18 protein-coding genes are annotated in these 24,015 nt (G+C 58.4%); 5 read left to right on the forward strand and 13 right to left on the reverse strand.

The window, feature by feature from the left end:
* Positions 1 to 6 precede the first annotated feature (6 nt).
* The 6 genes from pelA to kduD all read right to left on the reverse strand — a co-directional run bounded on the left by pelA (position 7) and on the right by kduD (position 9,373).
* Complete coding sequence (gene pelA, locus H4317_RS19325) at positions 7 to 2,118, reverse strand: pectate lyase (RefSeq protein WP_221899158.1); 2,112 nt, start codon at positions 2,116 to 2,118, stop codon at positions 7 to 9.
* A gap of 71 nt (positions 2,119 to 2,189) precedes the next feature.
* Positions 2,190 to 2,531 (reverse strand): cupin domain-containing protein, encoded by a 342-nt coding sequence (locus tag H4317_RS12695; protein WP_185886963.1) that lies wholly within the window; start codon positions 2,529 to 2,531, stop codon positions 2,190 to 2,192.
* Between the two features lie 18 nt (positions 2,532 to 2,549).
* Positions 2,550 to 4,418, reverse strand: a complete 1,869-nt coding sequence (locus H4317_RS12700) for a RagB/SusD family nutrient uptake outer membrane protein (protein WP_185886964.1) — start codon at positions 4,416 to 4,418, stop codon at positions 2,550 to 2,552.
* 19 nt (positions 4,419 to 4,437) lie between these two features.
* On the reverse strand, positions 4,438 to 7,692 hold the full coding sequence (locus H4317_RS12705) for a SusC/RagA family TonB-linked outer membrane protein (protein WP_185886965.1): 3,255 nt from the start codon (positions 7,690 to 7,692) through the stop codon (positions 4,438 to 4,440).
* Between the two features lie 43 nt (positions 7,693 to 7,735).
* The gene (gene kduI / locus H4317_RS12710; protein ID WP_185886966.1) at positions 7,736 to 8,566 is read right to left on the reverse strand and encodes a 5-dehydro-4-deoxy-D-glucuronate isomerase; all 831 of its coding nucleotides are present in this window, start codon (positions 8,564 to 8,566) and stop codon (positions 7,736 to 7,738) included.
* A gap of 36 nt (positions 8,567 to 8,602) precedes the next feature.
* Positions 8,603 to 9,373, reverse strand: coding sequence for a 2-dehydro-3-deoxy-D-gluconate 5-dehydrogenase KduD (kduD, locus tag H4317_RS12715; protein ID WP_185886967.1), 771 nt, complete (start codon positions 9,371 to 9,373; stop codon positions 8,603 to 8,605).
* A 303-nt stretch (positions 9,374 to 9,676) separates the two neighbouring features.
* Here kduD and H4317_RS12720 point away from each other — a divergent pair, with 303 nt between their 5' ends.
* On the forward strand, positions 9,677 to 10,726 hold the full coding sequence (locus H4317_RS12720) for a LacI family DNA-binding transcriptional regulator (protein ID WP_185886968.1): 1,050 nt from the start codon (positions 9,677 to 9,679) through the stop codon (positions 10,724 to 10,726).
* Positions 10,727 to 10,819: 93 nt separating this feature from the next.
* On the opposite strand, the gene H4317_RS12725 is transcribed toward H4317_RS12720, so the two are convergent.
* Positions 10,820 to 12,751, reverse strand: coding sequence for a DUF4350 domain-containing protein (locus tag H4317_RS12725; RefSeq protein WP_185886969.1), 1,932 nt, complete (start codon positions 12,749 to 12,751; stop codon positions 10,820 to 10,822).
* 119 nt (positions 12,752 to 12,870) lie between these two features.
* Positions 12,871 to 15,210, reverse strand: a complete 2,340-nt coding sequence (locus H4317_RS12730; protein WP_185886970.1) for a glycosyl hydrolase family 28 protein — start codon at positions 15,208 to 15,210, stop codon at positions 12,871 to 12,873.
* Positions 15,211 to 15,585: 375 nt separating this feature from the next.
* On the opposite strand from H4317_RS12730, the gene pncA reads away from it, so the two are divergent.
* The gene (gene pncA / locus H4317_RS12735) at positions 15,586 to 16,197 is read left to right on the forward strand and encodes a bifunctional nicotinamidase/pyrazinamidase (protein WP_185886971.1); all 612 of its coding nucleotides are present in this window, start codon (positions 15,586 to 15,588) and stop codon (positions 16,195 to 16,197) included.
* A 2-nt stretch (positions 16,198 to 16,199) separates the two neighbouring features.
* Here pncA and H4317_RS12740 read toward each other — a convergent pair whose 3' ends face one another.
* The gene (locus H4317_RS12740) at positions 16,200 to 16,982 is read right to left on the reverse strand and encodes a class I SAM-dependent methyltransferase (protein ID WP_185886972.1); all 783 of its coding nucleotides are present in this window, start codon (positions 16,980 to 16,982) and stop codon (positions 16,200 to 16,202) included.
* Between the two features lie 10 nt (positions 16,983 to 16,992).
* Positions 16,993 to 17,421, reverse strand: coding sequence for a BLUF domain-containing protein (locus H4317_RS12745; RefSeq protein WP_185886973.1), 429 nt, complete (start codon positions 17,419 to 17,421; stop codon positions 16,993 to 16,995).
* Positions 17,422 to 17,638: 217 nt separating this feature from the next.
* Here H4317_RS12745 and H4317_RS12750 point away from each other — a divergent pair, with 217 nt between their 5' ends.
* Positions 17,639 to 18,742, forward strand: a complete 1,104-nt coding sequence (locus tag H4317_RS12750) for a mechanosensitive ion channel family protein (protein ID WP_260625655.1) — start codon at positions 17,639 to 17,641, stop codon at positions 18,740 to 18,742.
* Positions 18,743 to 18,770: 28 nt separating this feature from the next.
* Here H4317_RS12750 and H4317_RS12755 read toward each other — a convergent pair whose 3' ends face one another.
* Positions 18,771 to 19,481, reverse strand: coding sequence for a hypothetical protein (locus H4317_RS12755; RefSeq protein ID WP_185886974.1), 711 nt, complete (start codon positions 19,479 to 19,481; stop codon positions 18,771 to 18,773).
* A gap of 227 nt (positions 19,482 to 19,708) precedes the next feature.
* On the opposite strand from H4317_RS12755, the gene H4317_RS12760 reads away from it, so the two are divergent.
* A complete protein-coding gene (locus tag H4317_RS12760) occupies positions 19,709 to 20,248 on the forward strand; it encodes a GNAT family N-acetyltransferase (protein ID WP_185886975.1) in 540 nt (179 codons plus the stop codon).
* 87 nt (positions 20,249 to 20,335) lie between these two features.
* Here H4317_RS12760 and H4317_RS12765 read toward each other — a convergent pair whose 3' ends face one another.
* Positions 20,336 to 21,079, reverse strand: a complete 744-nt coding sequence (locus tag H4317_RS12765) for an SDR family oxidoreductase (RefSeq protein ID WP_260625656.1) — start codon at positions 21,077 to 21,079, stop codon at positions 20,336 to 20,338.
* 323 nt (positions 21,080 to 21,402) lie between these two features.
* Between H4317_RS12765 and H4317_RS12770 the strand changes: the two genes are divergently transcribed.
* A complete protein-coding gene (locus tag H4317_RS12770; protein WP_185886976.1) occupies positions 21,403 to 22,914 on the forward strand; it encodes a malate:quinone oxidoreductase in 1,512 nt (503 codons plus the stop codon).
* Between the two features lie 89 nt (positions 22,915 to 23,003).
* On the opposite strand, the gene ctlX is transcribed toward H4317_RS12770, so the two are convergent.
* Positions 23,004 to 23,933, reverse strand: a complete 930-nt coding sequence (ctlX, locus tag H4317_RS12775) for a citrulline utilization hydrolase CtlX (protein ID WP_260625657.1) — start codon at positions 23,931 to 23,933, stop codon at positions 23,004 to 23,006.
* Positions 23,934 to 24,015 lie beyond the last annotated feature (82 nt).

Raw genomic sequence — 24,015 nt, forward strand, 5'->3', positions numbered from 1 at the left:
CTCGTCTTACTTTATGCTGCCCGGCGCGGGGCTGGCGTTAGTATTCCATTTCTGCTTCCAGCGCGCATAGTCGCGGCTCAGAAGCTTTTCGGGCCATACACCGGCGTAAGCATACCCCGTGCGGCGTTCATATTCAATATCAGCCAGTTGGGGCATTGGCTTTGATGTGCGGCCCACATAAATCGGCTGGTTCGTATTCAGGTCATAGAAACGGGCCCAGATGGTGGAACCAGCTTCCGGCACTATCACCCGGTCGAAACCCTTCGGCTGCTTGGGGTCGGGCTGGTCTTTCACGGTGTAGCCTGTCAGTTTCACGGCATCCAGCCAGGCCACGGCCGCATCCACCGATTGCCGGATGGCCGGTGAAGGATTGTCGGTGTCCATCAGGAACCGGACGATGCCGACAGTTTCCATGCCGCTGAGCGAAGCCAGCTCGAAGGCGCGGGCTTTGGCCGGAAGCAGCGTTTTCTCATCGTGCTGAGCACACCACGCTGTGAGTTTGCCGCGCTGCACATACTGCGTTTTCAGCATGCAGTCGATGCCCAGGTCCACGGCTTTGGCAGCAGGCTCCGTCAGGCTGGCGTCCAGCACGTCCAGGTCGTTGGTGCGGCGGCTAACGTCGCGCAGAACCTGCAGCGCCTTCACCATGGCGTTGTCGTTGTAGGTAATCTGGTGGCGGTAGCCGCTCTTGTCAGGATAATACTGCGGGAAGCCACCGTTGGGGTACTGCATCTGCAGCAGAAACCGGATGCCTTTTTCGGCCGCCGCTTTGTATTCTGCTTTGCCGGTAGCTTTGAAGGCTTTGGCCAGGTAGCGGATTTCGCGGGTAGTTGCGTCGTTGTCGATGGTCGCATCGTTGCGTCCGGCATCGGCCAGCGTACTGGCACGCAAGGCAGTTGAGAGGGGCTTGCTGTACTCTACCTTGGCATTACCAACGGCTTTGGGCCAGCCCCCTACACTGCGCTGATAGACCAGCATTTTTTCGGCTACGCTATCCACTGCCGGCACTGTCTGCAGAGCCGCCGCAGCTGGTGTTGCCGACGAAGTAGCCGTGGCCTGGGGCAGCGTGGAATACCGGTCTTTGGCGGTGGGGTCATACGCGGGCAGGGCCACCGTGGCAGACTTGCCCGATACCGGATACCAACGGCCGCCAAAGGTCCAGTCGGCTGTGATGTTCGAGGCTTTGAGGGCGCCGGTAGCCGTGCTTAGGTTGTCTTTGTGCCAGGCATAGTCGCCGCCTTCGCGGTGGCAGTTCTGGTAGTACACGCGGCGGCCCCATTGCTTCGCGCCAGCTCCTGAACTGGCCTGGTAGATGTCGGCGTCGGCCATGTCGCGCGAGAAGTTGCAGTTCACCAGATAGAACTGCGCTTCCCGGTGAAAGCGGCCCAGCTTGTAGCCGGCGTCGCCCTCGAACGAGCAGTTTTTGAGCACTGTTTTCGAGTCCTGATTGCCGGAGCCGTCGTGCCAGATAGCCGCCGAGGTGTTGTGGCAGATAAAGCGGCAATTTTCGGCGAAGGCCCAACCCCGGGGGCAGTAGAAATCTACGCCGCCTTCCATGGTGCAGTCCTTGAAGTAGTACAGGCCGGCATCCACATCCCAGGGACTTACGGTGTCGCCACCCAACGCCCGGAAAGTGCAGTGCTTTACTGTCAGGCGGGTAGTGCCCGGCATCGTGCGTAGCGCCATCTGGTGGCCGTTTTTGCCGATGGTGCGTTTGCCGTTTGTGGCGGTAGCGCAGGGTATCTCTACATCACCCTTGGCATCGAAGCCGTAGCTGTTGATGATGGTGAGGTTTTCGAGCGTGATATCCGGCGAGTTGCGCATGTTCAGCGTAGCCACGCCCCAGTCGTCCTGGCCGGCCACCGGGTTGCAGCGCCACTCGTCGCGGGCCTGGGCATAGGTTAGCACTACGCCCTTTTCGCTCTGGCCCTTGAGCGTGATTTTCTGCTTGCCATCGAGCAGCACCTTCTCGCGGTAGGTGCCATTCTTGATGTACACCGTGCGCGGCTTGGTGGCCTCATTGGGCAAGCTGTTGAGAGCAGCTTGGATGGTCCGGAACTGCCCCGAACCATCCGCTGCCACCGTTACCTGCTGGGCCCGGGCTGAAAAGATCCCCATCCCCCCTATTCCCGCCAGCAGGAGCAGTAGTTTCCTCAATGTTTTCATATGATTAGTAAACCCCACTACGCCTACACAAAATCTTCCCGCATGGGGCTGAAGGCGTCCAGCAGAACACCTTCTTCCACACATACTACCCCGTGCACCACGTTGGAGGGCGCATGAAAGGTGTCACCAGCCTGCAGTACCCGCATCACGCCGTCGATAGTGACATTGAATCTGCCGCTGACGATGTGCGTCATCTGGGTATGAACATGGTAATGCGGTGCCCCGATGCTCCCCGCCTCAAACTCTACCCGCACCAGCATCAGCTGGCTGTCATAGGTCAGCACCTTGCGGCGCACACCGTCCCCCACAGTTTCCCAGGGCTGGGCATCATCTTCCAAAAACAGGCGGTTTGAAGCGAGGAGCATGTGCAGAGCCGGAAAGGATTAGTAGCCGAAGTTCTGTACCAGCGCCGGGTCGGCGACCAGGGTGCTCTGCGGAATTGGCAGCAACTCTTTGCCTTGGCTAGGCACATACTCTGCGGCCAAGCCCGTAGCGGTGCTAGTGGCGCTGGTAGTGCCGAGCGTGTAGGTGGCACCGGCAGGCCGGGTATTCGCAACGTACGCGGCATCAATTGCCTGACGCCAGTTCACGCGTACTGTACCCGTAGGAGCCGTGTTGGGCGTGGGCGAAGGGCGGTAGAATGAACGGGTCCACTGCACGTTGCCGGCGGCCGGCGTGCGGTAGTACATATACAGCGGCACATTCTGGTAGGGCGCTTCGCCTTTGGCCAGCTTCTCGATGTTGGTTTTCACTTCGGCCAGCTTGGTGGCAAACAGGTTCCAGCGCAGCAAATCGTATTTGCGGATGGCTTCGCTGCCAAACTCCAGATACCGCTCGTTTACAAGGGCATCGAAGAAGCTAGCTTTGCTCGACAGGCTGAAGCCGGCCTGCGTCAGGGTAGCTTGGGCACGCGCCTGGTTGCCTGCGAAGGCACGGGCCCGGACCCGCATCAGGGCTTCTTGAGCGACAGCAGTAGGGCCGTTCAGCTCGTTCTCGGTTTCAGCAAACATGAGCAGTACGTCGGCGAAGCGGATGATAGGCCAGTTGTAGCCCAGGTAGTTGCTGCTACCCGTGAGCGGTGGGCTGTGCCAGTCGCGGCGGAACTTGCCATCGGTGATGGAGCTGAGCGCTACACCCGACTGGAAGTTGCTGGTGCTGGCAATACCGTAGGTCGTGATGGTCACATCCCGACGGGTATCGGTCGAGTCGAAGGCGTAGAAGTACGTAGGCACTACCGTTACTGCACCCTGCGTAGAGCCGTAGGTGCCGGAAGTATTCTGCAGGCGAGGGCCATTGTAATAGCCCAGCTTGCTGTCCGATACAGCCGTAGAACCGGTCATGCCAACCTGGAAGATGATTTCGTTGGCGCTTTCCGAGCGTTGCTCGTTGATGCTCTTGAACACCTCCAAAAAGCTTGGGTTCAGGCTATGCTCGCCGGGACGCGCCATCAGCTCCGTACACTCCTGGCGCGCAATGCGGTAGTAGTCGAGGTAGTCAGCAGGGCGAGTCATCTGGCTGCCTTTCAGCGAATATCCACCACGAAACAGTGCAATACGGGCACGCAGGGCTTTCACGGCACCTTTCGTGATTCGCTCACTGGCGGCACCAGCCCGACTGCGCCACGGCACCAGCTTCTGGGCCAGCGCTAAGTCATCAATCAGCCGGGCCAGCGTGGCATTGCGGTCTGCGTTGGGCAGGTTGAAGTCCTGGCCCGATACGGAAGGCGTAAACTGCGCCGGAACATCACCCCAGTTACGCACCAGCTCGAAGTAATACTGCGCGCGCAACGTCAGGGCTTCGCCGTGCAGGCGGTGCATGGCCGCCGTATCGGCAGCACTGCCGCCATCGTATACCGGTGAGAGCGGAATCTGCTGGATGCAGATGTTGCTGCGCTCCACACCCTGGTACAGGGTGTTCCAAGGGTTGGTGATTTCGCTGTTTGTCGAAAGAGCTTTGTAGCGCGCAATGCTGCGGCGGCCACCATCAGCGGCCCCAGCCGACCCAATCATTTCGTCGGAATCGTAGGGGAAATACATGCTGACGCGGGTACCATAGCTTTGGTCACCCGACAGCGGGTCGTAGGCACCAATAACGGCGGCGGTAGAGCCGGCAACGGTGCTGAAGGTATACTCGGTCGTGTTGAGCGCCAGTGGCTCCACGTCGAGGTAGTCTTTGCAGGAAGTGACCAGTCCGGCGGCACCCACCAGGGCGCCGGCTGCCAGCGCGGTCCGGAAAAAGAGGATAGGTTTCATGATACGGAGCGAGTGGGAATTAGAGAGAAAGGTTCACGCCAACCAGGAATGCGCGGCTACGTGGGTAGGCGGCATAGTCTACGCCTGGCGTCAGTGGCGTGGCACGGCGGGTGTTCACCTCCGGGTCGTAGCCGGTGTACTTCGTGAACGTGTACACGTTGTTGGCCGTCACGTAGAAGCGCAGGTTGTTGATTTTGGCGCGCGTCGTTAGGGTTTTAGGCACCGTGTAGCCCAGCGTCAGGTTGTTGATGCGCAGGAACGAGCCATCTTCAATAGCCCACGAATGCAGGAAGTAGTTGCTGGTCGGGCGCCAGATATTGGCACCCTGGTTCACTTCGCGCAGGCGGTCCAGCGTCGTGATAGGCGAACCGTCCGTTTCTAGAATGCGGTAGCGCGACGTCATGTCGTCCAGCACGTTGCTGAACACCGTGTTAGCGGTGTTGGTCGTGAATTCTACTTTGTTGGCGTTGTAGATGTCGTTGCCCAGCACGAAGTTCAGGAAGATGCTGGCATCAAATCCTTTGTAGGTAAACTGCTGGTTCAGGCCACCCACCACTTTCGGGTTAGCATCTCCGATAACCGTCTGGTCTTGGTCGTTAATCAGACCATCACCGTTCATGTCCTTCAGCTTGAGCAGACCCGGCTGAGCAGCCAGCCCGTCGGGGGTGCCGGCCAGCAGCCGTCCCGACTTCAGCACCCAGCGCTGCGAGGTAGCGTTGTAGCTTTCAAAGTCGTCAGCGGTGTAGTAGCCGTCGGTTACGTAGCCGTACATCTGGCCCACTGGCTGGCCTACCCGCGCCACATAGTCGCGGGTGAGGGCCGTGCCAGCCCAGCCCGACGACAAGCCGGGCAGTTCCTCCAGGTTTTCGCCTAGGCTCTCGATGCGGCCCCGGTTGAGGGAGGCGTTGGCCGTGGCAGTCCAGGTGAAAGCGGCGTTGTTTACGATGTTGCCCGTCAGCTGCAGTTCCAAACCTTTGTTCGACGTAGAGCCGATATTCTGCGTCTGGGTAGTGTAGCCCAGGAACGCCGGAATAGTCCGGTTGATGAGCAGGTCGCTGGTGGTGTTGTAGTAGGCGTCGGCCGTGAACTGTATCCGGTTTTCGAGCAGCGCCAGGTCAATACCGATGTTGCGGGACGTGGTGGTTTCCCACTTCAAGTCCTTGTTGGCCAAACGCGTAGCGGCCGAGCCCAGCACAATGGAGTGGTTGACCGAGTACGGGGCGCTACCGGCCGAATAAAGCTGTTTGCCCAGGAAGTCACCGATGCGGTTGTTGCCCGCCTGGCCCAGGCTCAGACGCAGCTTCAGATCATTCACAACTGGAACAGACTTGAAAAAATTCTCACGCGAGATGCGCCACGCCACCGAGGCGCCGGGGAAATAGCCCCAGCGGTTGCCGGGCTCATACTTCGAGGAGCCGTCGGCCCGGAACGTACCCGTAAACAGATACCGGTCGTCGTAGGAGTAAGTAAGGCGGCCGAAGCCCGAGAGCAAGCGGTAGTCCTGCTCGATATCGGTCTGGGGCAATACCGGCTGGCTGGTCTGGCCGGCCGGCAGTACACCCTGGTTGATGTTGGCCAGCGCCCGCTCTGCAGTGATATCCAGCGGCAGGAAGTTGGTTTGGATGTACTGGATGTTGTTGGTCTGCTGGTATATCTCCTCCCCTACCAGCACGCCAATGGAGTGCAGGCCGGTTTTGAGATTATAGTCCAGCACATTGGAGTTGTTCAGCGTGTTCTGAGCACCCGTCCGGATAGAAGCAGTCGGCAGGTTCTGGTAGTTGCCGGCCGGCTGGCGCAGCAGCGGCGAGTAACGGCCATTGAACGTACCCAGGTTCTGGTTGGTAATGTCGAAGCCAGCAGTGGAGCGGAACGTCAGGTTCTTCAAAATGTCGAAGGCCACCGTGCCCCCGATGTTGAACGTCTGGCGCTTGTCGCGGCGGTACTCGCTGTCGATGGCCAGCACGGGGCTTACCAGCGTGGAGATGGTGAAAAACTCGTCGTCAAACGTGTTCGGGTCGAGCACGGCACCCGAGAGGCGCGGTACCTGCAGCGGCTGGTACTGCACCGAGTTGCGCAAGCGGGACGTCGTGTTTGAGCCGGTAGTGGAAGTGCCCGCGCCGTTGGTCGTCTGGTCGTTGAAGCGCAGGTTCAGACCCACCCGGAACCGCTCGGTAGCCTTCGTATCAAACCGGAAGTTTACCAGCTTCCGGTCGTAGTCGGAGCCGCGCTGGATACCATCTTCCTTGTTGCGCGTCAGGCTCAGCGAATAGGTAGTGCCTTTCACCCCGCCCGCAACCGACACGTTGTGCGTTTGCTGGAAAGCATCCCGGCCGAACACCTCATCCTGCCAGTCAATGAACGGCGCATTGCGCGCATTCACCAACGTGTCGCTGTTGTAGTTGCTGCTGCCAAACAGGCTCTTGAAGTTGTTCAGGCCGCCAGTGCCGGTAGCGCCCGCCACAAATGCCCGCTCATACTGCAGGTTGAGATAGTCCTCGGGCTTGAGTACGTTCAGCTTTTTGGCAATGCGGCGGAAACCAGCAAAGCCATTATAGCTCACGACCGTGCGGCCTTCGATGCCTTTTTTGGTGGTGATGATAACCACGCCGTTGGCACCGCGTGCACCGTAAATGGCCGTTGCCGACGCATCTTTCAGCACATCGACCGAGGCAATGTCCTGCGGGGCAATAACGCCCAGCGCGTTTTCAATCTGGATACCGTCCACTACGTACAGCGGCGAGTTGTCCTGGGTGATGGAGCCACCGCCCCGCACGCGCACCTGCACGTTCTGGTTGCCGGGCGTGCCTTCAGCCGAAGTCAACTGCACACCGGCCAAACGGCCGGTCAGAGCTTCTGCCGCCGAGTTAACCGGAATGTCTTTGATCTGCTGCGAATTCACCGACGACACGGAGCCCGTTACGTCGCGGCGCGGCACGGCCTGGTAGCCGATTACCACCACGTCGTCGAGAACTTTGCTGTCTTCGTTGAGGGTGATGTTGAGGTCCGTTTTGCTACCCACTGCCACATCCTGCGACACATAGCCGATGTAGCTCACGCTGAGCGTCGCGTTGCTGCCCTCGGGCAGGGACAGGCTGAAGCGGCCGTCGCCGTCGGTAGAAGCGCCATTGGTGGTGCCTTTTACTACCACCGTCACTCCGGGTAGTGCTTCGCCCTTGTCTGATTTCACGACACCCTGCACGCGGCGCTGTTGCGCCCAGGCGGGGGCAGCTGCACACACCATGAGCGGCGCGAGCAACAGTAGTTTTCTTTTCATGATGTGTGGGAATTTGTGTGTGAAGATTCAGGAAGATGCGGACCTAACGCAGCTGGTCAATCGGGGCCGGGTCCATGTCAGTGTACTCGCGGTTTTCGCCGCCCATACCCCAGATGAAGGTGTAGCCGGCCGTGCCACAGCCCGAGTGAATGGACCACGGCGGGGAGAGAATGGCCTGCCCCTCGCCCACCCACAGGTGGCGGGTTTCCTGGGGCTGGCCCATCAGGTGCAGCACGCGCTGGCCTTGAGGCATGTCGAAGTAGAGGTAGGCTTCCATGCGCCGGTCGTGGGTGTGCGCGGGCATGGTATTCCACACGCTGCCGGCATGCAGCTGCGTGAGGCCCATTACCAGCTGGCAGCTCTGGATGCCTTCGGCGTAGATGTACTTGTAGATCGTGCGCTGATTGGCGGTTTCCAGTTCGCCCAGCGTCACGGGCGTGGCCTCGGCCTGGCTCAGGCGGGTGGTAGGATGCGTAGCGTGAGCCGGCGTAGAAAGCAGGTAGAATTTAGCAGGCTGCGCAGCATCGGTACTGATGAAGCTGACCTCTTTCGCGCCTTTGCCCACGTACAGGCAGTCCTGGCGGCCTAGCTCATACGCCGTGCCATCCACCGTCACGATGCCGGCGCTGCCGATGTTGAGAATGCCCAGTTCCCGGCGCTCCAGAAAGAATTCTGCCTTCAGGTTTTCCGGATTCGGCAGCGCAATGGCGCCGGCGGTGGGCACCACACCACCCACCATCATCCGGTCGTAGTGCGTGTACACCAACTCGATTTCACCGGTCACAAACAGGTCTTCTATCAGGAAATTTTCCCGTAGCTGCTGCGTGTTCATTGCCGCTGTTTCGCGCGGCCCGATGGCATATCGTTGGTTCATCTGGAACAAGAAGGAGGAGAAGTAGAGGTGAAAAAGCTAGCGGCCCATCCAGCCGCCATCGACGGTGAGGATGGTGCCGTGCACGTAATCGGAGGCGGAAGAAGCCAGAAAAACCGTAGGTCCCTGGAAGTCTTCGGGCGTGCCCCAGCGGCCGGCCGGAATGCGGCCCAGAATGCTCTGGCTGCGCTCAGGGTCTTGGCGCAGCGCCTCCGTATTGTCGGTGGCGATATAGCCAGGCGCAATGGCGTTGACGTTGACGCCGCGGCCGGCCCATTCGTTGGCCAGCGCCTTCACCAGCGAACCGATGGCACCTTTACTGGCCGCGTAGCCCGGCACGTTGATACCGCCCTGGAATGTGAGCAGCGAAGCGGTGAAGATGATTTTGCCGCTGCCCTGCGCGAGCATACGCCCACCAATAGCACGGGCAATGCGGAAGGGCGCATCCAAGTTGATATGCAGCACCTCGTCCCAAAGTTCGTCGGAGTGCTCTGCGGCCGGAGCGCGCTTGATGGTGCCGGCGTTGTTGATCAGAATGTCGATGCGTGGAAAATCCTGCTGCACCTTTTCCAGGAAAGCATCAATGGCGCCGCGCTGGCTGAAGTCGGCCTGGTAGGCAGTGAACTGACGGCCCAGCGCCCGCACTTGCTGCTCAGTATCGGAACCGTGCAGGGCCAGCGAGGCCGATACGCCGATGATGTCGGCACCGGCCGCAGCCAGACCCAGGGCCATACCCTGACCGATTCCCCGGTTGCAGCCCGTTACCAAGGCAACTTTACCAGTCAGGTCAAAGGCGGAAGATATACTCATGCAGCGGGTGGGTTTATAAACTTTTCGGAGAATGCCAGTGTATCTTTCCTACACCGCAGCCATACTCCTCTCTTATAAGGTTATGCGTTACGGGGCCCAAATGGAAGAATAGCACAATGTTTATTCGTGCAAACGTTGTCGGGAACGTTGCCAACGCGCCGATTTGCGCACCCGAAAAGTTGGATTGAAGTGAAATCGGCCAGCTATTTCTATTTTCAGCCCCGGAACCCCGCCTGTCCCGCCGTTTGCGGTTCTTGCATTTTGGTAAGTCAGCCCTCACCCACCCGCTAAAGCACCCACCCGTTGGAAACTTTCACGATAAAAGACATTGCCCGCGAACTGAACATTTCTACCTCTACTGTATCGCGCGCACTTCGGGGTTCCTACGAAATAAACCCCGAAACCAAACGGCTGGTGATGGAGTGCGCTGAGCGCCTCAACTACCGCCCCAACCCCATTGCTCTCAGCCTGAAAGGCAGTGCCAGCCGTGCCATCGGCGTGATAGTGCCCCAGATTGCAAACTACTTCTTCTCGCAGGCCATCAACGGTATCGAGGCTATTGCCTACAACCGGGGCTATCATGTCATCATTTTCCAGAGCCAGGAATCGTATGAGCGGGAAGTAGCCAACGTGCAGCAAGCACTGTCGCGCAAGGTAGATGGCCTGCTGATTTCGCTTTCCAGTGAGACTTCCGACGTGACACACTTGCAGGAACTGCAGGATAAAAACGTACCGCTGGTGCTCTTCGACCGGGTTTCGCCGGAGCTAGAGGCCACACAGATAGTAGCCGATAACTTCGGTGGCGCCTTTTCGGCCACCGAGCACCTGATTCAGTCGGGCCGGCGGCGCATTGCGCACCTCACCATTCAGCCCTGGCTCAGCATCACGCGCGAACGGCTGGCCGGCTACCGTGCGGCGCTGGAGAAATACGGCCTGGAATTCGACGAAACGCTGGTGCGCTACGGCACGTTCGGGCCCGATGAAGTGGGGCCGATGGTGGACGAACTGATGCATCTGGAGTCGCCGCCGGACGCCTTCTTTACGGCTTCCGACCGGCTGGCTGTGGGTTGCCTGCAGGCCCTGCGCCAGCGCAAGCTGCAGATACCGGAAGATGTGTCGCTGATTGGTTTCACCAACCTCAACGTAGCCGATCTGCTGGACCCGTCGCTGAGTACGGTGGTGCAGCCAGCCACGGAAATCGGGCAGGTGGCGGCCGAGCGGCTCATCGACCTGATTGAGCGCAAACACCGGGCGCTGCCCATCGAAACGGTTAAGATTCCGACCGAACTGATTGTGCGTAGTTCCACGCGACTAGCCGGGCAAGAACAGCCCCTGAGCGTTGCGCACACCTAGCCTATCCGCGCTGACTATTCTTCACAAAAAAACGCGCTCCGCAGCCTAGCCCGTTCACTCTTTGGGCGTTATTGGCAGCGGAGCGCGCTTTAGTTAGCGGCCTGTCTGTTGCAGCAGCCAGGTCGCTATGTCTTTGGCGGCATTGAAGTTCTCGAACGAAGCCGGAATCTTGCGCCCATCCACATATTCGTTGTAGAGCCACGGGTCGCCCACGGCAAACACGGTGCCCTTGCCTACTTTGGCCGTCGCAATAACGGTGTGCTCTCCCATCTTCACGAGCGGCGTGGCCGGCGCTTTCAGGTCCAGCGGCGCCAGTTCCTTGATGTAGGCCGATTTCGAGGTTTTGAACACCGGCGTACCGGCCGGTATATTCACGCGGCCCTGCTCGAACTCACTGCCCTTTACCATATTCAGATTGAGTGGCTTGAACTGCATGCCGAAGGCAGCGGCCAGCGTGTTGAAGCGCGGAATTTCGCAGTTGCTCGTGTCGTTGGCCATCAGTACCAGCGTGCCGCCGTCTTTCACCCATTTCGTGAGGGCCTGCACGTCGGCGGGCTGTACGAAGTTGGGCTTTGCGGTTTCCTTTTTGGTGTCGGGGTCGACGATGATGTAGACGTCCACGCCTTTCAGCGAGGCAGCCGTGGGGGCCGTGCCAATGGTGGTGGTTTTAGCGCCCAGGTCGCGGAACTGCTGACCCCAGAAGTAGAAGCCGCCGTGCGTTCGGTCGTCCCAGGTGTAGTGCCAGGCTTCTTCCTTGCCACTGAGCTTATTTTGGCGCAGCTCGTGGTTGAAGTAATTATCGACAGCCACGGTTTTGCCGTTGCCCCGCGTGCTTTCGGCGGCTACTTCCATTTCGATGCTGGCCAGAATGAACGGCCCCACTCCTTTCAGGTCGTTTTTGCGCAGCGGTTCCGTCAGGTAATACTCGAAGCTGCCGTCACGGTAGGGCTTGCCGCCCAAGCCGCCCACGCTTACTGTACCGTTGAAGGCCAGCGCACCGCTTTCTTCGGCCACGAAGGTTTTCAGCAGACCGTCGTAGCCTTTGCGGGCCACATCAGCGTACTTTTTATCGAGGTAGCCCATGCGTACGCCCTTCTGCAGGAAATACACGAACATGCTGCTGCCCGAAGCCTCGGCATAGTTGCCTTTGCGCGAAGCCTGGTCCACGACCAACGACCAAGTTCCGGTTTTGGCATCCTGGTACTTGGCCAGCACTGGCGCTAGGCGTTGCACATCCTTGATGAGTTGCTGGCGTTGCGGATGGTTCTGCGGGAAATAGTCCAGCACATCTACCAGGGCCATAGCATACCAGCCCATGCCCCGGTCCCAGAAGTTGGGGCTCTGACCAGTGGTTTTATTGGCCCATTGCTGCTCCCTGCTCTCATCGTAGCCGTGGTACAGGAGGCCGGTTTTGGGGTCGACAAGGTTTTTCTCGATCAGCGCAAACTGCTTGGCGACGTCATCGAAACCAGCAGGCTGGTTGAAAACCTGGCTGTATTCGGCGTAGAACGGCTCGGCCATGTACAGCCCGTCGAGCCACATCTGGTTGGTATAGATTTTCTTATGCCAAAAGCCGCCCGCCTTGGTGCGCGGCTGTCCATCGAGTTGCTTGCGCAACAGCTGTGCGGCTTTCTGGTACTTCTCAGCCTGTGGCACCGACATCTGGCCCAGCGTGAGCAGCACGTGGCCGGTGGTCAGGTTGTCGAGGTTATAGTCTTCGAGCTTGTAGGTGCGGATGGTGCCGTCCTTCTGCACAAACTGGTCGAGGTCTTTCTGGATGTAGGTGAAGTAGCGGGCGTCGCCGGTGCGCTGCCACACCCGCTCCAGCGCCTTCAGCATCAGGCCCTGCTCATAGTCCCAGCGGGCCGTTTTGCGGTTGCCGATAAGGATAGAATCGGGGTGCCAGCTGATAAACGCATCGGTCATGCGCTGCGACATAGGCCGCGCCGGAACCGGCGCAGTTTGGGCCTGAGCGGCAGCAGAAGTCAGCAGAGCACTGGAAAGCAGAAAACGGCGGAAGGTCATGGGCGGAAATTTATACTCGCTTGAACGTGGTGCTTCGACAAGCTCAGCATCACGGGTAGTGTAGCAACGTCAGCACACGAAGTTCTTCACAAGGCTAGCCATGACGTTGCTTTTTATTCTTACAGCTTCGAAACCGTCACCGTTTTCTTGGCCACCTTCTCCCCCATTTCCACGCCTTTTTTAGCGGATTTGGTGTCGGTATTGCGCAGTACCACCGCTTTGCTGCGGGCGCCGGTTACGCGCAGCAGCAGCTCGGCGCCGGGTGTGTAGCGCAGGTTATCGAAGCTGATGTTGCGGCTGTTTTGCACTTCCAGCACGGGCTTGGTTTCGTTGGAGAGCAGGGTCACGTTTTTCAGGCGAATGCCGTCGGCTTCCTGGCACACCATCCCTTTGTTGCACTCCAGCACCGTATTCTCGATTTCTACATTCTGCACCGCCATTTCGGGCAGGCCGCGCACCAGAATGCCGGTGTTGGCGCCTTTGCACGTTACGTTGGTAATGCGGAAATTCTTGAACTGCGGGGTGCCTTCTCCCAGGGGTTCAGCCTTGATTTCGGGGATGCCATAGGCTTCGCCATTTACCTGCACAGGGTCTTTAGCGGCGTAATACATATCGAACAGGATGGCTTCACCGGCAATGTCGGTCATGTCCACGCCGTCCACGAAGATGTTTTCTACCACGCCACCGCGGCCCCGGGCCGTCTTGAAGCGCAGGCCCACATCGGTGCCCATAAAGGTGCAGTTGCTCACGTACAGGTTGCGGGCGCCGCCCGACATTTCCGAGCCAATCACGAAGCCGCCGTGGGCGTGGTACACTTTCGTGTCGCGGATGATGAAGTTTTCGGTGGGCACGCCGCGCTTGCGGCCTTCTGCGTCGCGGCCCGATTTAATGCAGATACCGTCGTCGCCGACGTCAAAGGTGCAGCCTTCTACTAGGCCGTTGCGGCACGATTCCAGGTCGAGAGCATCAGTATTTTGGCCGTACCACGGATTGCGGGCCGTCACGTTGCGCAGCGTGATATTGTCGCAGAGCAGTGGGTGAATCGTCCAGGCCGGGGAATTTTGGATGGTGAAGTCTTCGAGCAGAATCTGCTTGCAGCGCTGCAGACTCAGCATATTCGGCCGCAGGAAATCCTTAAACTCGGCAAACTTGTTGAAGTCCGGCTCCTGCCCGGCGGTCAGGGTCCAGGGCTTGTTGAGTGTAGAGCCTTTGAGTGAGCCAGCCGTGGGGTACCAGGTCGTGCCTTTCTCATCTACCACCCCGCCCGATTTTACCAGCTTCTGCCACTGACCTGAGTTCAGCTTCTCCTTCTTCACCATGCGCCATGCGTCGCCGGCCCCATCGAAGGTGCCTTCGCCAGTAATGGCAATGTTTTCGAGGTCGTAGCCATAAATCGGCGACTGATTGCGCACGGCGTCCTCCCCTTCCCAGTTGGTTTTGAGCAGCTGATAATCGGAGAGTTTGCTGCTAAATTGCACCAGGGCGCCGCGTTGCACGTGCAGGTTCACGTTGCTTTTTAGTTGAATGGGGCCCGTGAGCCACAGGCCGCGCGGCACCAGCACCACACCGCCTTTCTGGCTGCAGGCGTCAATGGCTTTGCGGAAGGCTTCGGTATTGAGCGTTTGTCCATCCGCTACCGCGCCATACTTCACGATGTTGAACGTGTCCTTGTTGAAGTAGGGCTGCAGCACCACCGGCAGGTCGAAGGCATACTTACCGGCGAAGGCCAGCGGCTTCAGGTTGCTGGCGAGGCCCAGGTTGAGCTTCTTGACATCCTGCGCTACCAGTTGCGCCACCCGCTCCGCACCATAGGCCGAGAAATGGGTGTTATCGAGCTTGGTGTTGTTGGCGCCGTTCTGGTAGCTCCAAAACAGCGGCTTGGTGCCTGCGTCGCCGAGCTGGCTGTACATGGCCCAGCTGGTTTCGTGCAGATCAATCAGGGGTACTTTCTGGGTTTTAGCTACCTCCTTCACCACTCCGGGATACTCGCCGTGGTCATCCTTGCGCTTGCCAGCCTCATCAAAGTAGCGGCGTCCAACAGGCGTCAGTAGTATCGGGTTGGCCCCCTTGGCACGAGCTTCCTGCACGTAGCGGGTCAGGTTCTGGCGGTAGGCGGTCTGAGGCGCAGCGTAGCGGGCCGTGTCTTCTTTCTTAGAATCGTTGTGACCGAACTGAATCAGCACCCAGTCGCCGGGCTTCAGCTGCTCCAGCACTTTGGCCCAGCGGCCTTCGTGGCGGAAGTTGCGGGTGCTGCGGCCGTTCATGGCGTGGTTTTGCACGGCCACGCCATCCTCAAAATACTGTTTGAAATACATGCCCCAGCCACGCTCGGCCTTGTCTAATGGCTTCTCCGACATGGTGGAGTCGCCAACGAGGAAGATGGTAGGCTTGCGGCTATCGGCAGCTGGGCGGAAGGCCAGCAGCAGCACGGCTAGAAATACAACACAGAGCTGTTTCATATGGGTGGGAATGGCAGGAGGCGGCACGATAAGTGGCTTCCAGAAAAGCAGTTTTCCGGGAAGCTGCTGCCACCAGGGGCAGTAGACTGGTTGTTAAGGTTAACCGAATAGTTGGCTGACGCTGCACTACCTAGCCGCATTTTTTGTGCAATCGTTATCGGGAACGTTGCCATGAAGCCATTGCCAGGGCTTGGATTGAGTTGGCAAATGCACTTTTTGCCAGCAAAAGGCTCTTTTTCAGTCGTGGGTTGAGGAGGCACTTACTCACCGAAATTGCACTCTACTCATCTGCTTCTGCGCCGCAACAGTATCTGCGCAAAGTGACTCATCTTTGCGGCCTGATGCTTTGTTTCACACGTTATCCGCTGCTAGCTGATGAAGGCGCTGCTTCTGATTGATATTCAAAACGATTTTGTGCCTGGTGGGGCACTGGCAGTGGCCGGTGGCGACGCCATTATTCCGTTGGTAAACCGGCTGCAGCCGCATTTCGGGCTGGTGGTAGCTACCCAAGACTGGCACCCGGCCGGCCACGGAAGCTTCGCCAGCAGCCACCCGGGCCGCCAGCCCTTCGAGCAGACCGAGCTGCACGGCCTGCCCCAAACCCTCTGGCCCGACCACTGCGTGCAGGGCACAGCCGGCGCCGACTTCCACCCCGCGTTGGACCAACACCGCATTGAGGCCATTTTCCGTAAAGGCACCAACCCCGAAATAGATTCCTACAGCGGTTTTTTCGACAACGGCCATCGCAAGAGCACTGGTCTGGCTGACTACCTGCGTGGGCGCGGCGTGACACAAGTGTATCTGGCTGGCCTTGCTGCCGACTACTGCGTCTATTTCTCTGCCAAAGACGCTTTACAGGAAGGTTTCGAGGTGTTCTTCGTTGAGGATGCTACCCGCGCCATCAGCGCCGACGGCTACCAGCAGGCCCGCACCGACCTGTTGCAGCGCGGTGCCCAATTCGTGACCGTCGCGGAAGTAGCCCAGTAGTATTAGGGCCACTTCTGAGCGACTACTGAGTACACCATCGGGAGCTTATTGGGCAGGTGCCGGAGCCGATACTGCCGTGCGCCTGTTTGTTCTAGCTCGGCAAAGCAATTGTAGGGCGAGTAATCATACTCCTCGAATTGCTCAATTTCCAATCCCTGTTTGAGCAAGGCACCCAGCACCTCGCCCAGGCTATGGTTCCAGGAAACGGAGGTGGTTTCTATGGGCGCGGTGCGGTCGGCGTAAGTTCCGGTTTCGGTTTCCGTAATGGTTTCGCGGGTGAACTTGGCATCGAATATCCAGACAACCGGATGAAACTCCACCAGCACCAGTCGGCCGCCGGGTTTCAAAAAATGTGCTACTACAGCTGCCCAGCGGTCCATATCGGGTAGCCAGCCCAGCACGCCATACGTCGTGAACACAACATCGAACTGCTGCTGCAAGTGTTCAGGCAAAGCATACACGTCGGAGCAGATAAACCGGGTGTCTAGGCCGAGCTGTGTTGCCAGCTGGCGGGCCGTATCTATAGCTTTATCCGATAGGTCTACGCCTGTTACATGCGCCCCCATCCGGCTCAACGACATAGAATCCTGCCCAAAATGACACTGCAGATGCAGGATGTGCAGCCCGCTGATGTTGCCTAACAACCCCAGTTCAATGTCGTTCAGCGAAGATTCACCCGCCAGAAAGCCAGGCACGTTATAGAATTCTGACTGCACATGATACTCGGTTTTGGCATTCCAGAGGCTACGGTTTAAGGCAGCGTAGTTGGCAGGATAGTCTGGCATAACAACAGTTTCAGACAGGCGTTTCGGGGGTCGTGGCAAATTCCTTCAGCAGTTCGAAGAAGGGTTGGTCCATGCGCTGCGGCCGGGCAGCCAGAAAATCGGGGCTGGCCGGGTCCTGATAGCCGGCCAGTTGTGCAAAATCGGCGGGAGACGCTGTGGCAAATCCCATGGACCATTCGGGAAACGCCCGGCGGGCAACCGGACCATCGGCGAGCTTGTAGAGATGGGTATGCCGGCAATCCTGGGCAATGGTGTCGAACAACGCCTGTACGGTTTCCTGTTTGCCCTCAAGTACCTGCAGAATATTGCCCGCGCTGAAAAGCAGCAGCCCCGTCACGTTTCGCTCTTCGTTTCGGCGGCGCGAATGCAGCAACAAGGATTTCAGGGCGGCATCGTCCATGTCTGCTAACGCCGAGCTGAGATACACAATATGATACATGGTCTGGAAATTCTGACGTCGAAATGGCGTAGCCCGGCTGTGATTCTGGACAGGCTGTTCGGGTTGGAGGATAAAAGTTATGAATAATAAGAAAGTCCATTGCAAAAAGCCTGCACCCGACCAGGATTTGCATACCGGCTACAACCTTTCCCCGGCACCCAGGGTACACCGCAGACCCGTTTTGTGAATCCGCGAGGCACTACTTCCCTCCCTGCTGATGCCTTTTCAACTGCCTACTCTGCTTCCCGAACAAATCGAAACCATTCTGCGGACTTCGGGAGTAGTGCTGGGGAGCCTGGTTGTTGGATGGCTGCTGAAAGTAGCGGTGTTCGGGCTGTTGGCGGCCTATGTGCGGCGCGAGCCGATGGTGCTGGCTAGTTCCGTGCTGCGCCACCTGCGTCAGCCCAGCGCCTGGTTTTTCCCGGTGCTGGTGCTCTCTTTCTTACTCCCACTCACGCAACTGGAAGACCGCGCCCTAGAAGTAGCCCGGCGACTGGTAGAAACCTTTCTGCTTACCACCTTCGCCTGGGGGCTGGTGAAAACCGTGGACGTAGTCCAGGATTTGGTGCAGCAGCATTACCGCCTCACCGACAGCGACAACCTACGGGTCCGGAAGCTTTTCACGCAGCTACAGTTCGTAAAAAAACTGGCTGTGTCGCTCATCATTTTTGTGGCCATTGCCCTGATTTTGATGAGTTTCGCTACGGTCCGCAAAATCGGGACCGGGCTACTGACATCGGCTGGCATTGCCAGTGTGATTGTGGGCTTTGCCGCGCAACGCTCCATCGGCAACCTGCTGGCGGGCTTCCAGATTGCCTTCACTCAGCCTATTCGCCTTGATGATGTGCTGGTGGTGGAAGGCGAGTGGGGCCGGGTAGAGGAAATTACGTTTACGTATGTGGTGCTGCGAATCTGGGACGAGCGGCGACTGGTGCTACCGCTCAACTACTTTATCGAGAAGCCTTTCCAGAACTGGACCCGCAGTTCCTCACAGCTATTGGGCACCGTATTTCTCTACACCGATTACACCATTCCGGTTGATGCGGTGCGTACCGAGTTGCAGCGAATTGTACAGCACAACCCACTCTGGGACCAGCGCGTGTGTGTGCTGCAGGTCACAGATTCTAAGGAACGGACACTCGAGTTGCGCTGCCTGGTAAGCGCCGTTAATTCCAGCCAGGCGTTTGACCTGCGCTGCGCAGTACGGGAGCAGCTGATAGCCTTTATTCAGCGCAACTACCCCAGTTGCCTTCCCAAAACCCGTACCCTCACCGAACCCACAGACCAGCCCTTTACGCCAGGGTTGGCCATGGAAGACTAAGCTTGAAATGCCCTGTTTGCGGCGCTGCTCAGCCGGCAAACGTAAAGCGGCGCTGCCGAAGCCAACTTTCCAGCAGCCGTGAGTCGGCGGAAATGCGGCCTACCACGCGGTAGCGCGAACGAAGTGCGGCGGAAGTAGCGGCTTCCTCGTTCACAACTTGGCCTTGCCCCAGATAGGTAGAGTGAATGAAGCGCACCTGCCCGCCTTTCACCAGCAGAAACCCTACGTGAAAGTCCAGCCCCACCAGATACAGGCCTTCACCGAGCTGCTGCACCTGCCGCACAAATTGGCCGAGCGGCACCATCCGGTAGCGGCGAATATGGGCTTCATCCGTCAGGTTCTGAATCAGTTTTTCGGAAGTGGTTTTGGCCAGTGCTACCCGGTCCAGGCGCAAGCCGGCGTCGCACAAGGTTGTCGTCACGAAGTAGCCGCAGGCAATGGAATCCTGCTGTGGAACCTGGGTGGTTCCGTAGAAGGCCCACGGTGTACCGTACCACGCAGGCCAGATGGCAGTATCGAGAGAGGCGACCAGCAACCGGCGGGCTTGCTGGAGTACAGCAGCTTTAGCAGCAGGAGTGCGCGCCTGCTGGTACTGCGCAGCCAGGGTTGCCCGCTGGGTTGCTAGCGTCTGTAATTGCTGCGGATACGGCACAGCTACGGCCTGCTCTGGCAGCAATGGAGCCGGGTACCAATAGCGGATAGCGCCGGCCAACAAAGCCAGAAACAACAGGAATTTCATAGAAGTAGCAGCCGAGAGTTTCATTGCAGCTAGACTAACGCACAGTTACTAGTTTATTGTACTATCAAATGAGGAGCTTACACTATTTCCTCCTTCTGAAAAAAACTATTCGCTTCTATCAGAGCACCGAACTATTCCCGTCCGGAAGGGTCTTATCTTAGCCAGCTTGCGCGCCTGCAGTGTGCGCATGGCTCATTCTATTGCCTTCTTTCTCTGCTGTCTGCTGCATGATCAAACTGGAATATTTTACGCCTGCCGATTTCCCACAACTCATTACTTGGATAACCGACCCCAAGCTACTCATGAACTGGTCAGGGTCCCTTTTCAGCTTTCCGCTCACCGAAGAAAAGTTGGCTTGGTATCTAGAAGACACCAATGTGCCGGCCACGTCCGATGCTCTTATCTATAAGGCTATCGAAACCAAGACCGGCGAAGTGGTAGGCCATATTTCGCTGGGCGGTATCAGCCGCAAGAACAGCGCTGCCCGCATCAGCCGGGTGCTGGTAGGCAACAGTACGGCGCGGCGCCGGGGCATTTGCCAGGGCATGATGAAAGCCGTGCTTCGCATTGGGTTCGAGGAGTTGGGCCTGCACCGCATCGATTTGGGCGTGTACGACTTCAACACAGCTGCCATCCGGTGCTACGAAAAGGCAGGAATGCAGCAGGAAGGCCTCTCGCGCGACATTCTCAAGTATGACAATGAATACTGGAGCCTGATTGAAATGAGCATGCTCGACCACGAGTGGCATGCCCTGCACGACAAATAGGCCTGCTCGCTCTTGCTAGTTCAGTAACGAAACCGCCCTGCCTGGGTTGAACCAGGCAGGGCGGTTTTCATTCTTCAGCGGCGGCTGTCAGCGGTTATTCATCTTGAAGTGGGCATCAAGCTGCTCACGGGAGGCGCGCCGGATTTCTTCGGAGGTTCCGTAGCCGACTTCCTCCTCCCCTGCCGCCAGCCGCTGCATCACCGAGTCGGCAAAGTCATCAACGGGTACGCCAAACGTGTGCAGGCCCGGCCCACCCAGGTCGGTATTAACCGCCGGGGGCACTATCTCCACTACCCGTACCGACGTGGCCGCCAGTTGCTGCCGCAACGACAACGTGAAGGAGTGCATAGCGGCTTTGGTGGCGCTATAAATCGGGACGGCCGCCATGGGCGCAAAGGCCAGCCCCGACGTAACGTTGATGATGCACGGGGTTTGCTGCTCGCGCAGGTGCGGCACAAACAGCGTGCTGAGGTGAACGGGCGCCTCCACATTAATAAGCAACTCCTGCCGCTGTGCTTCCCATTCTTCCGGCTCCGTAAGCTGCACGCGGCGCTGGATGCCGGCATTGTTTACCAGCATATTCAGGCGTGGAAACGCCTGCTGCACCCAGGCCAGCAGCGCCACCCGCTCGGCAGTATCCGCTACGTCACAGACTTTGATGTGCAGGCCGGGCAGCTGCGCCTGGGCCTCCCGAAGCTTGTCTTCGCGCCGGCCTACGGCAATTACTTCGCTGCCAGCCTGCCGGAACCGCTGGGCCAGGGCCAGCCCTATTCCCGACGCGCCACCGGTAATGAGCACTGTATTTCCTTTCAGATTCATGGAGTGTAGCATGAGAGTTGTGTTGTGCTGTACCCACTGAACAGGCATTTAGTTGAGGTACCAAGCAGAAGCCACCTGTTTTATGCTTCTGGCCTTTAGCTATGCATCGTTTTCCCACCTTTGCCTGCTCTTTGGCACTTGGCTTTGAGCACTGGCAATAGTACCGTGAGTACCAGCAAATTTCGTCTCGAAGCAGAGGCACCGCTACATTGCTGAAGCTGCGCTGTAACAAAGCGTTGCACCTGTCAGATGGCTATCAGTTGCCGAATTATTTCAAAGCAGCAGCGACTTTTTCAGCTTTTCAGCGTACTCCCAAAGTCTTTTCTGAACCATCCATGAGCACGACCGACAGCGCTGCTCCACTCACCACCGACGTGGTGCTGATAGGAGCCGGAATCATGAGTGCAACTCTGGGGCTGATGCTCAAAGAGTTGGACCCCACTCTCACCATCACCATTTTTGAGCGGCTGGATGTAGCCGCCGCCGAAAGCTCCGATGCCTGGAACAACGCGGGCACCGGCCATTCGGCATTCTGCGAGCTGAACTACACGCCCGAAAAGCCTGATGGCACTATCGACATAAGCAAGGCGCTCAAAATAGCCGAGCAGTTCGAGGAGAGTAAGCAGTTCTGGGCCTACCTCACCGAGCAGTACAACGTGAAGGAGATTCAGCGCTTCATCAACCACATTCCGCACATGAGCTTCGTGTGGGGCAATGACAATGTGGACTACCTGCGCAAGCGCCACGCTGCTCTTATCCAGTCGGCCTTGTTTGAGGGCATGGAATACACGGAAGACCGCGCCCGGCTGCACGACTGGATGCCGCTGGTAATGGACGGCCGCGACCCACAGCAGCCCGTGGCGGCCACTCGCATGGATTTGGGTACCGATGTGAATTTTGGCTCACTCACGCGCGGCATGTTCAACTTGCTGCAGGAGAAGCCCGGTGTCACATTCTATTTCAATCATGAGGTAGAAAAGCTGCGCCACAAATTCGATGGCACATGGGGTGTGAAGGCCCAAAACCGCAAAACCGGCGAGGAGTTGAAAGTACGCGCCCGGTTCGTGTTCATCGGGGCCGGAGGTGGCTCATTGCCGCTGCTGGAGAAATCCGGCATTCCGGAGGCCGATGGTTTCGGCGGGTTTCCGGTAAGCGGCCAGTGGCTGAAATGCACCAATCCGGACGTAATAGCACGCCACGAAGCTAAAGTGTACGGCAAAGCCGCCGTTGGCTCGCCCCCTATGTCGGTGCCGCACCTGGATACACGCATGATTGATGGCCGGAAGGAGTTGCTTTTCGGGCCGTACGCTGGCTTCAGCACCAAGTTTCTCAAGACCGGTTCCTACCTCGACTTGCCGGCTTCGATTCAGCTCAACAACCTGCGCCCGATGATTATGGCAGGCCTCAAGAACCTGCCCCTCACCAAATACCTCATCCAGCAAGTACGCCAGTCGCCGCAGGACCGGGTGGCAGCTCTGCGAGAGTATATGCCCGAGGCGCAACCCCAGGACTGGGAACTGGCCGTGGCCGGACAGCGCGTGCAGGTTATCAAGAAAGATGAAAAGCAGGGGGGCGTACTGGAGTTCGGGACAGAAATGGTAACGGCTTCCGATGGCTCTATTGCGGCCTTATTAGGCGCCTCGCCCGGCGCCTCCACGGCCGTGAGCATTATGCTGAGCCTTATCCAGAAATGCTTCCCCCAACAGTCGGCCTCACCAACGTGGCAGGCCAAGTTTCACGAGATGATTCCTTCCTTCGGCCAGTCCTTGGCAACCAAGCCCGAACTGGTAGCTGAAGTACGAGCCCGCACCAGCGCTATATTGGGCCTAGTGGAGGAAGTAAGATAAACCCACCTACCAGACGTTGTACACACTAAGGGCCAGCTTCCACAGATGGAGGCGGGCCCTTAGTGTGTATTGCCTAGCCCAATAGGTCATCAAGGATGCCGTGTCTTTTGGTCACTTACCTGTTTCTCCGGTAAGAACACCTCGGCCAGCATACACCGGGCGCTGCCACCCCCGATGGTTTCAATGGTAGGAATGGCCAGCGGCACCAGGTCGGCGTAGCGGCTCAGCGTCTGGCGTTGCGAAATAGTCAGGGCATCGTAGGCGCTCTGCGACATAGCCAGCAGCTCGGGCCCCGAGGCCGGTTGCAGCGTCAGCATATTGCCGGCAAACCGTGCTACCTGCGCCAGAGAAATATCCACTAGTTCGTGGCCGGTTTGCTCCAATGAATCCGTTACGGCAGCACGCTCCATCGGGTCGGTGATACTTTCTAGGCATATCACTGCAAAATGTGCCCCAACACACAGCATCACGTTGGTGTGGTAGATGGCATGGCCCTGCGCATCCTGCGCCCGAAATGCTACCGGTCGGTAGCCCAGTTGTGCGCACACACTCCCAAATAAGTCAGCGTCGGTGCGGGCAGAGAGGCAGGCGTAGGCAACGCGGTGCACATGGTCAAAAATGATACTGCCCGTGCCTTCCAGATACCGGCCCTGCTGCTCCGCGCCTGACAGGTCGTGCACCTGCGTAATGGTAAACGCACGGCCCAGCATTTCCAGAATATCTGGGCGGCGCTCTGGGCGGCGGTTTGGGGCACACATCGGATACAGCAGCACGCGCCCATCGGGGTGGAAAGTGCCCCAGTTGTTCGGGAATACAGCATCCGGTTTGGCAGGCTCCGGCGTATCGTCTACCACCAGCACGCGCATGCCTTTTCCGCGAAGGGTGCTTACCATGGCATCAAACTCGGCGAAAGCCTGGGCCTGGATGGCGCTTTCATCGAGGCCGGCTATGGCTTGCTGAAAGTGGTTGGACACGGCCGTTTCCGGGTTGAAGCAGAACCGAGCGGGACGGACAAGCATTACGGTGCGCGCAGATTGCATGGGCGGTAACTGGAGTATAGGCGCAAAGAAACTCGCTGTAGATCAATCTTAACGAAAAGCC

Source organism: Hymenobacter sediminicola (assembly GCF_014250515.1).
In the GTDB taxonomy this organism is placed as follows: Bacteria; Bacteroidota; Bacteroidia; order Cytophagales; family Hymenobacteraceae; genus Hymenobacter; species Hymenobacter sediminicola.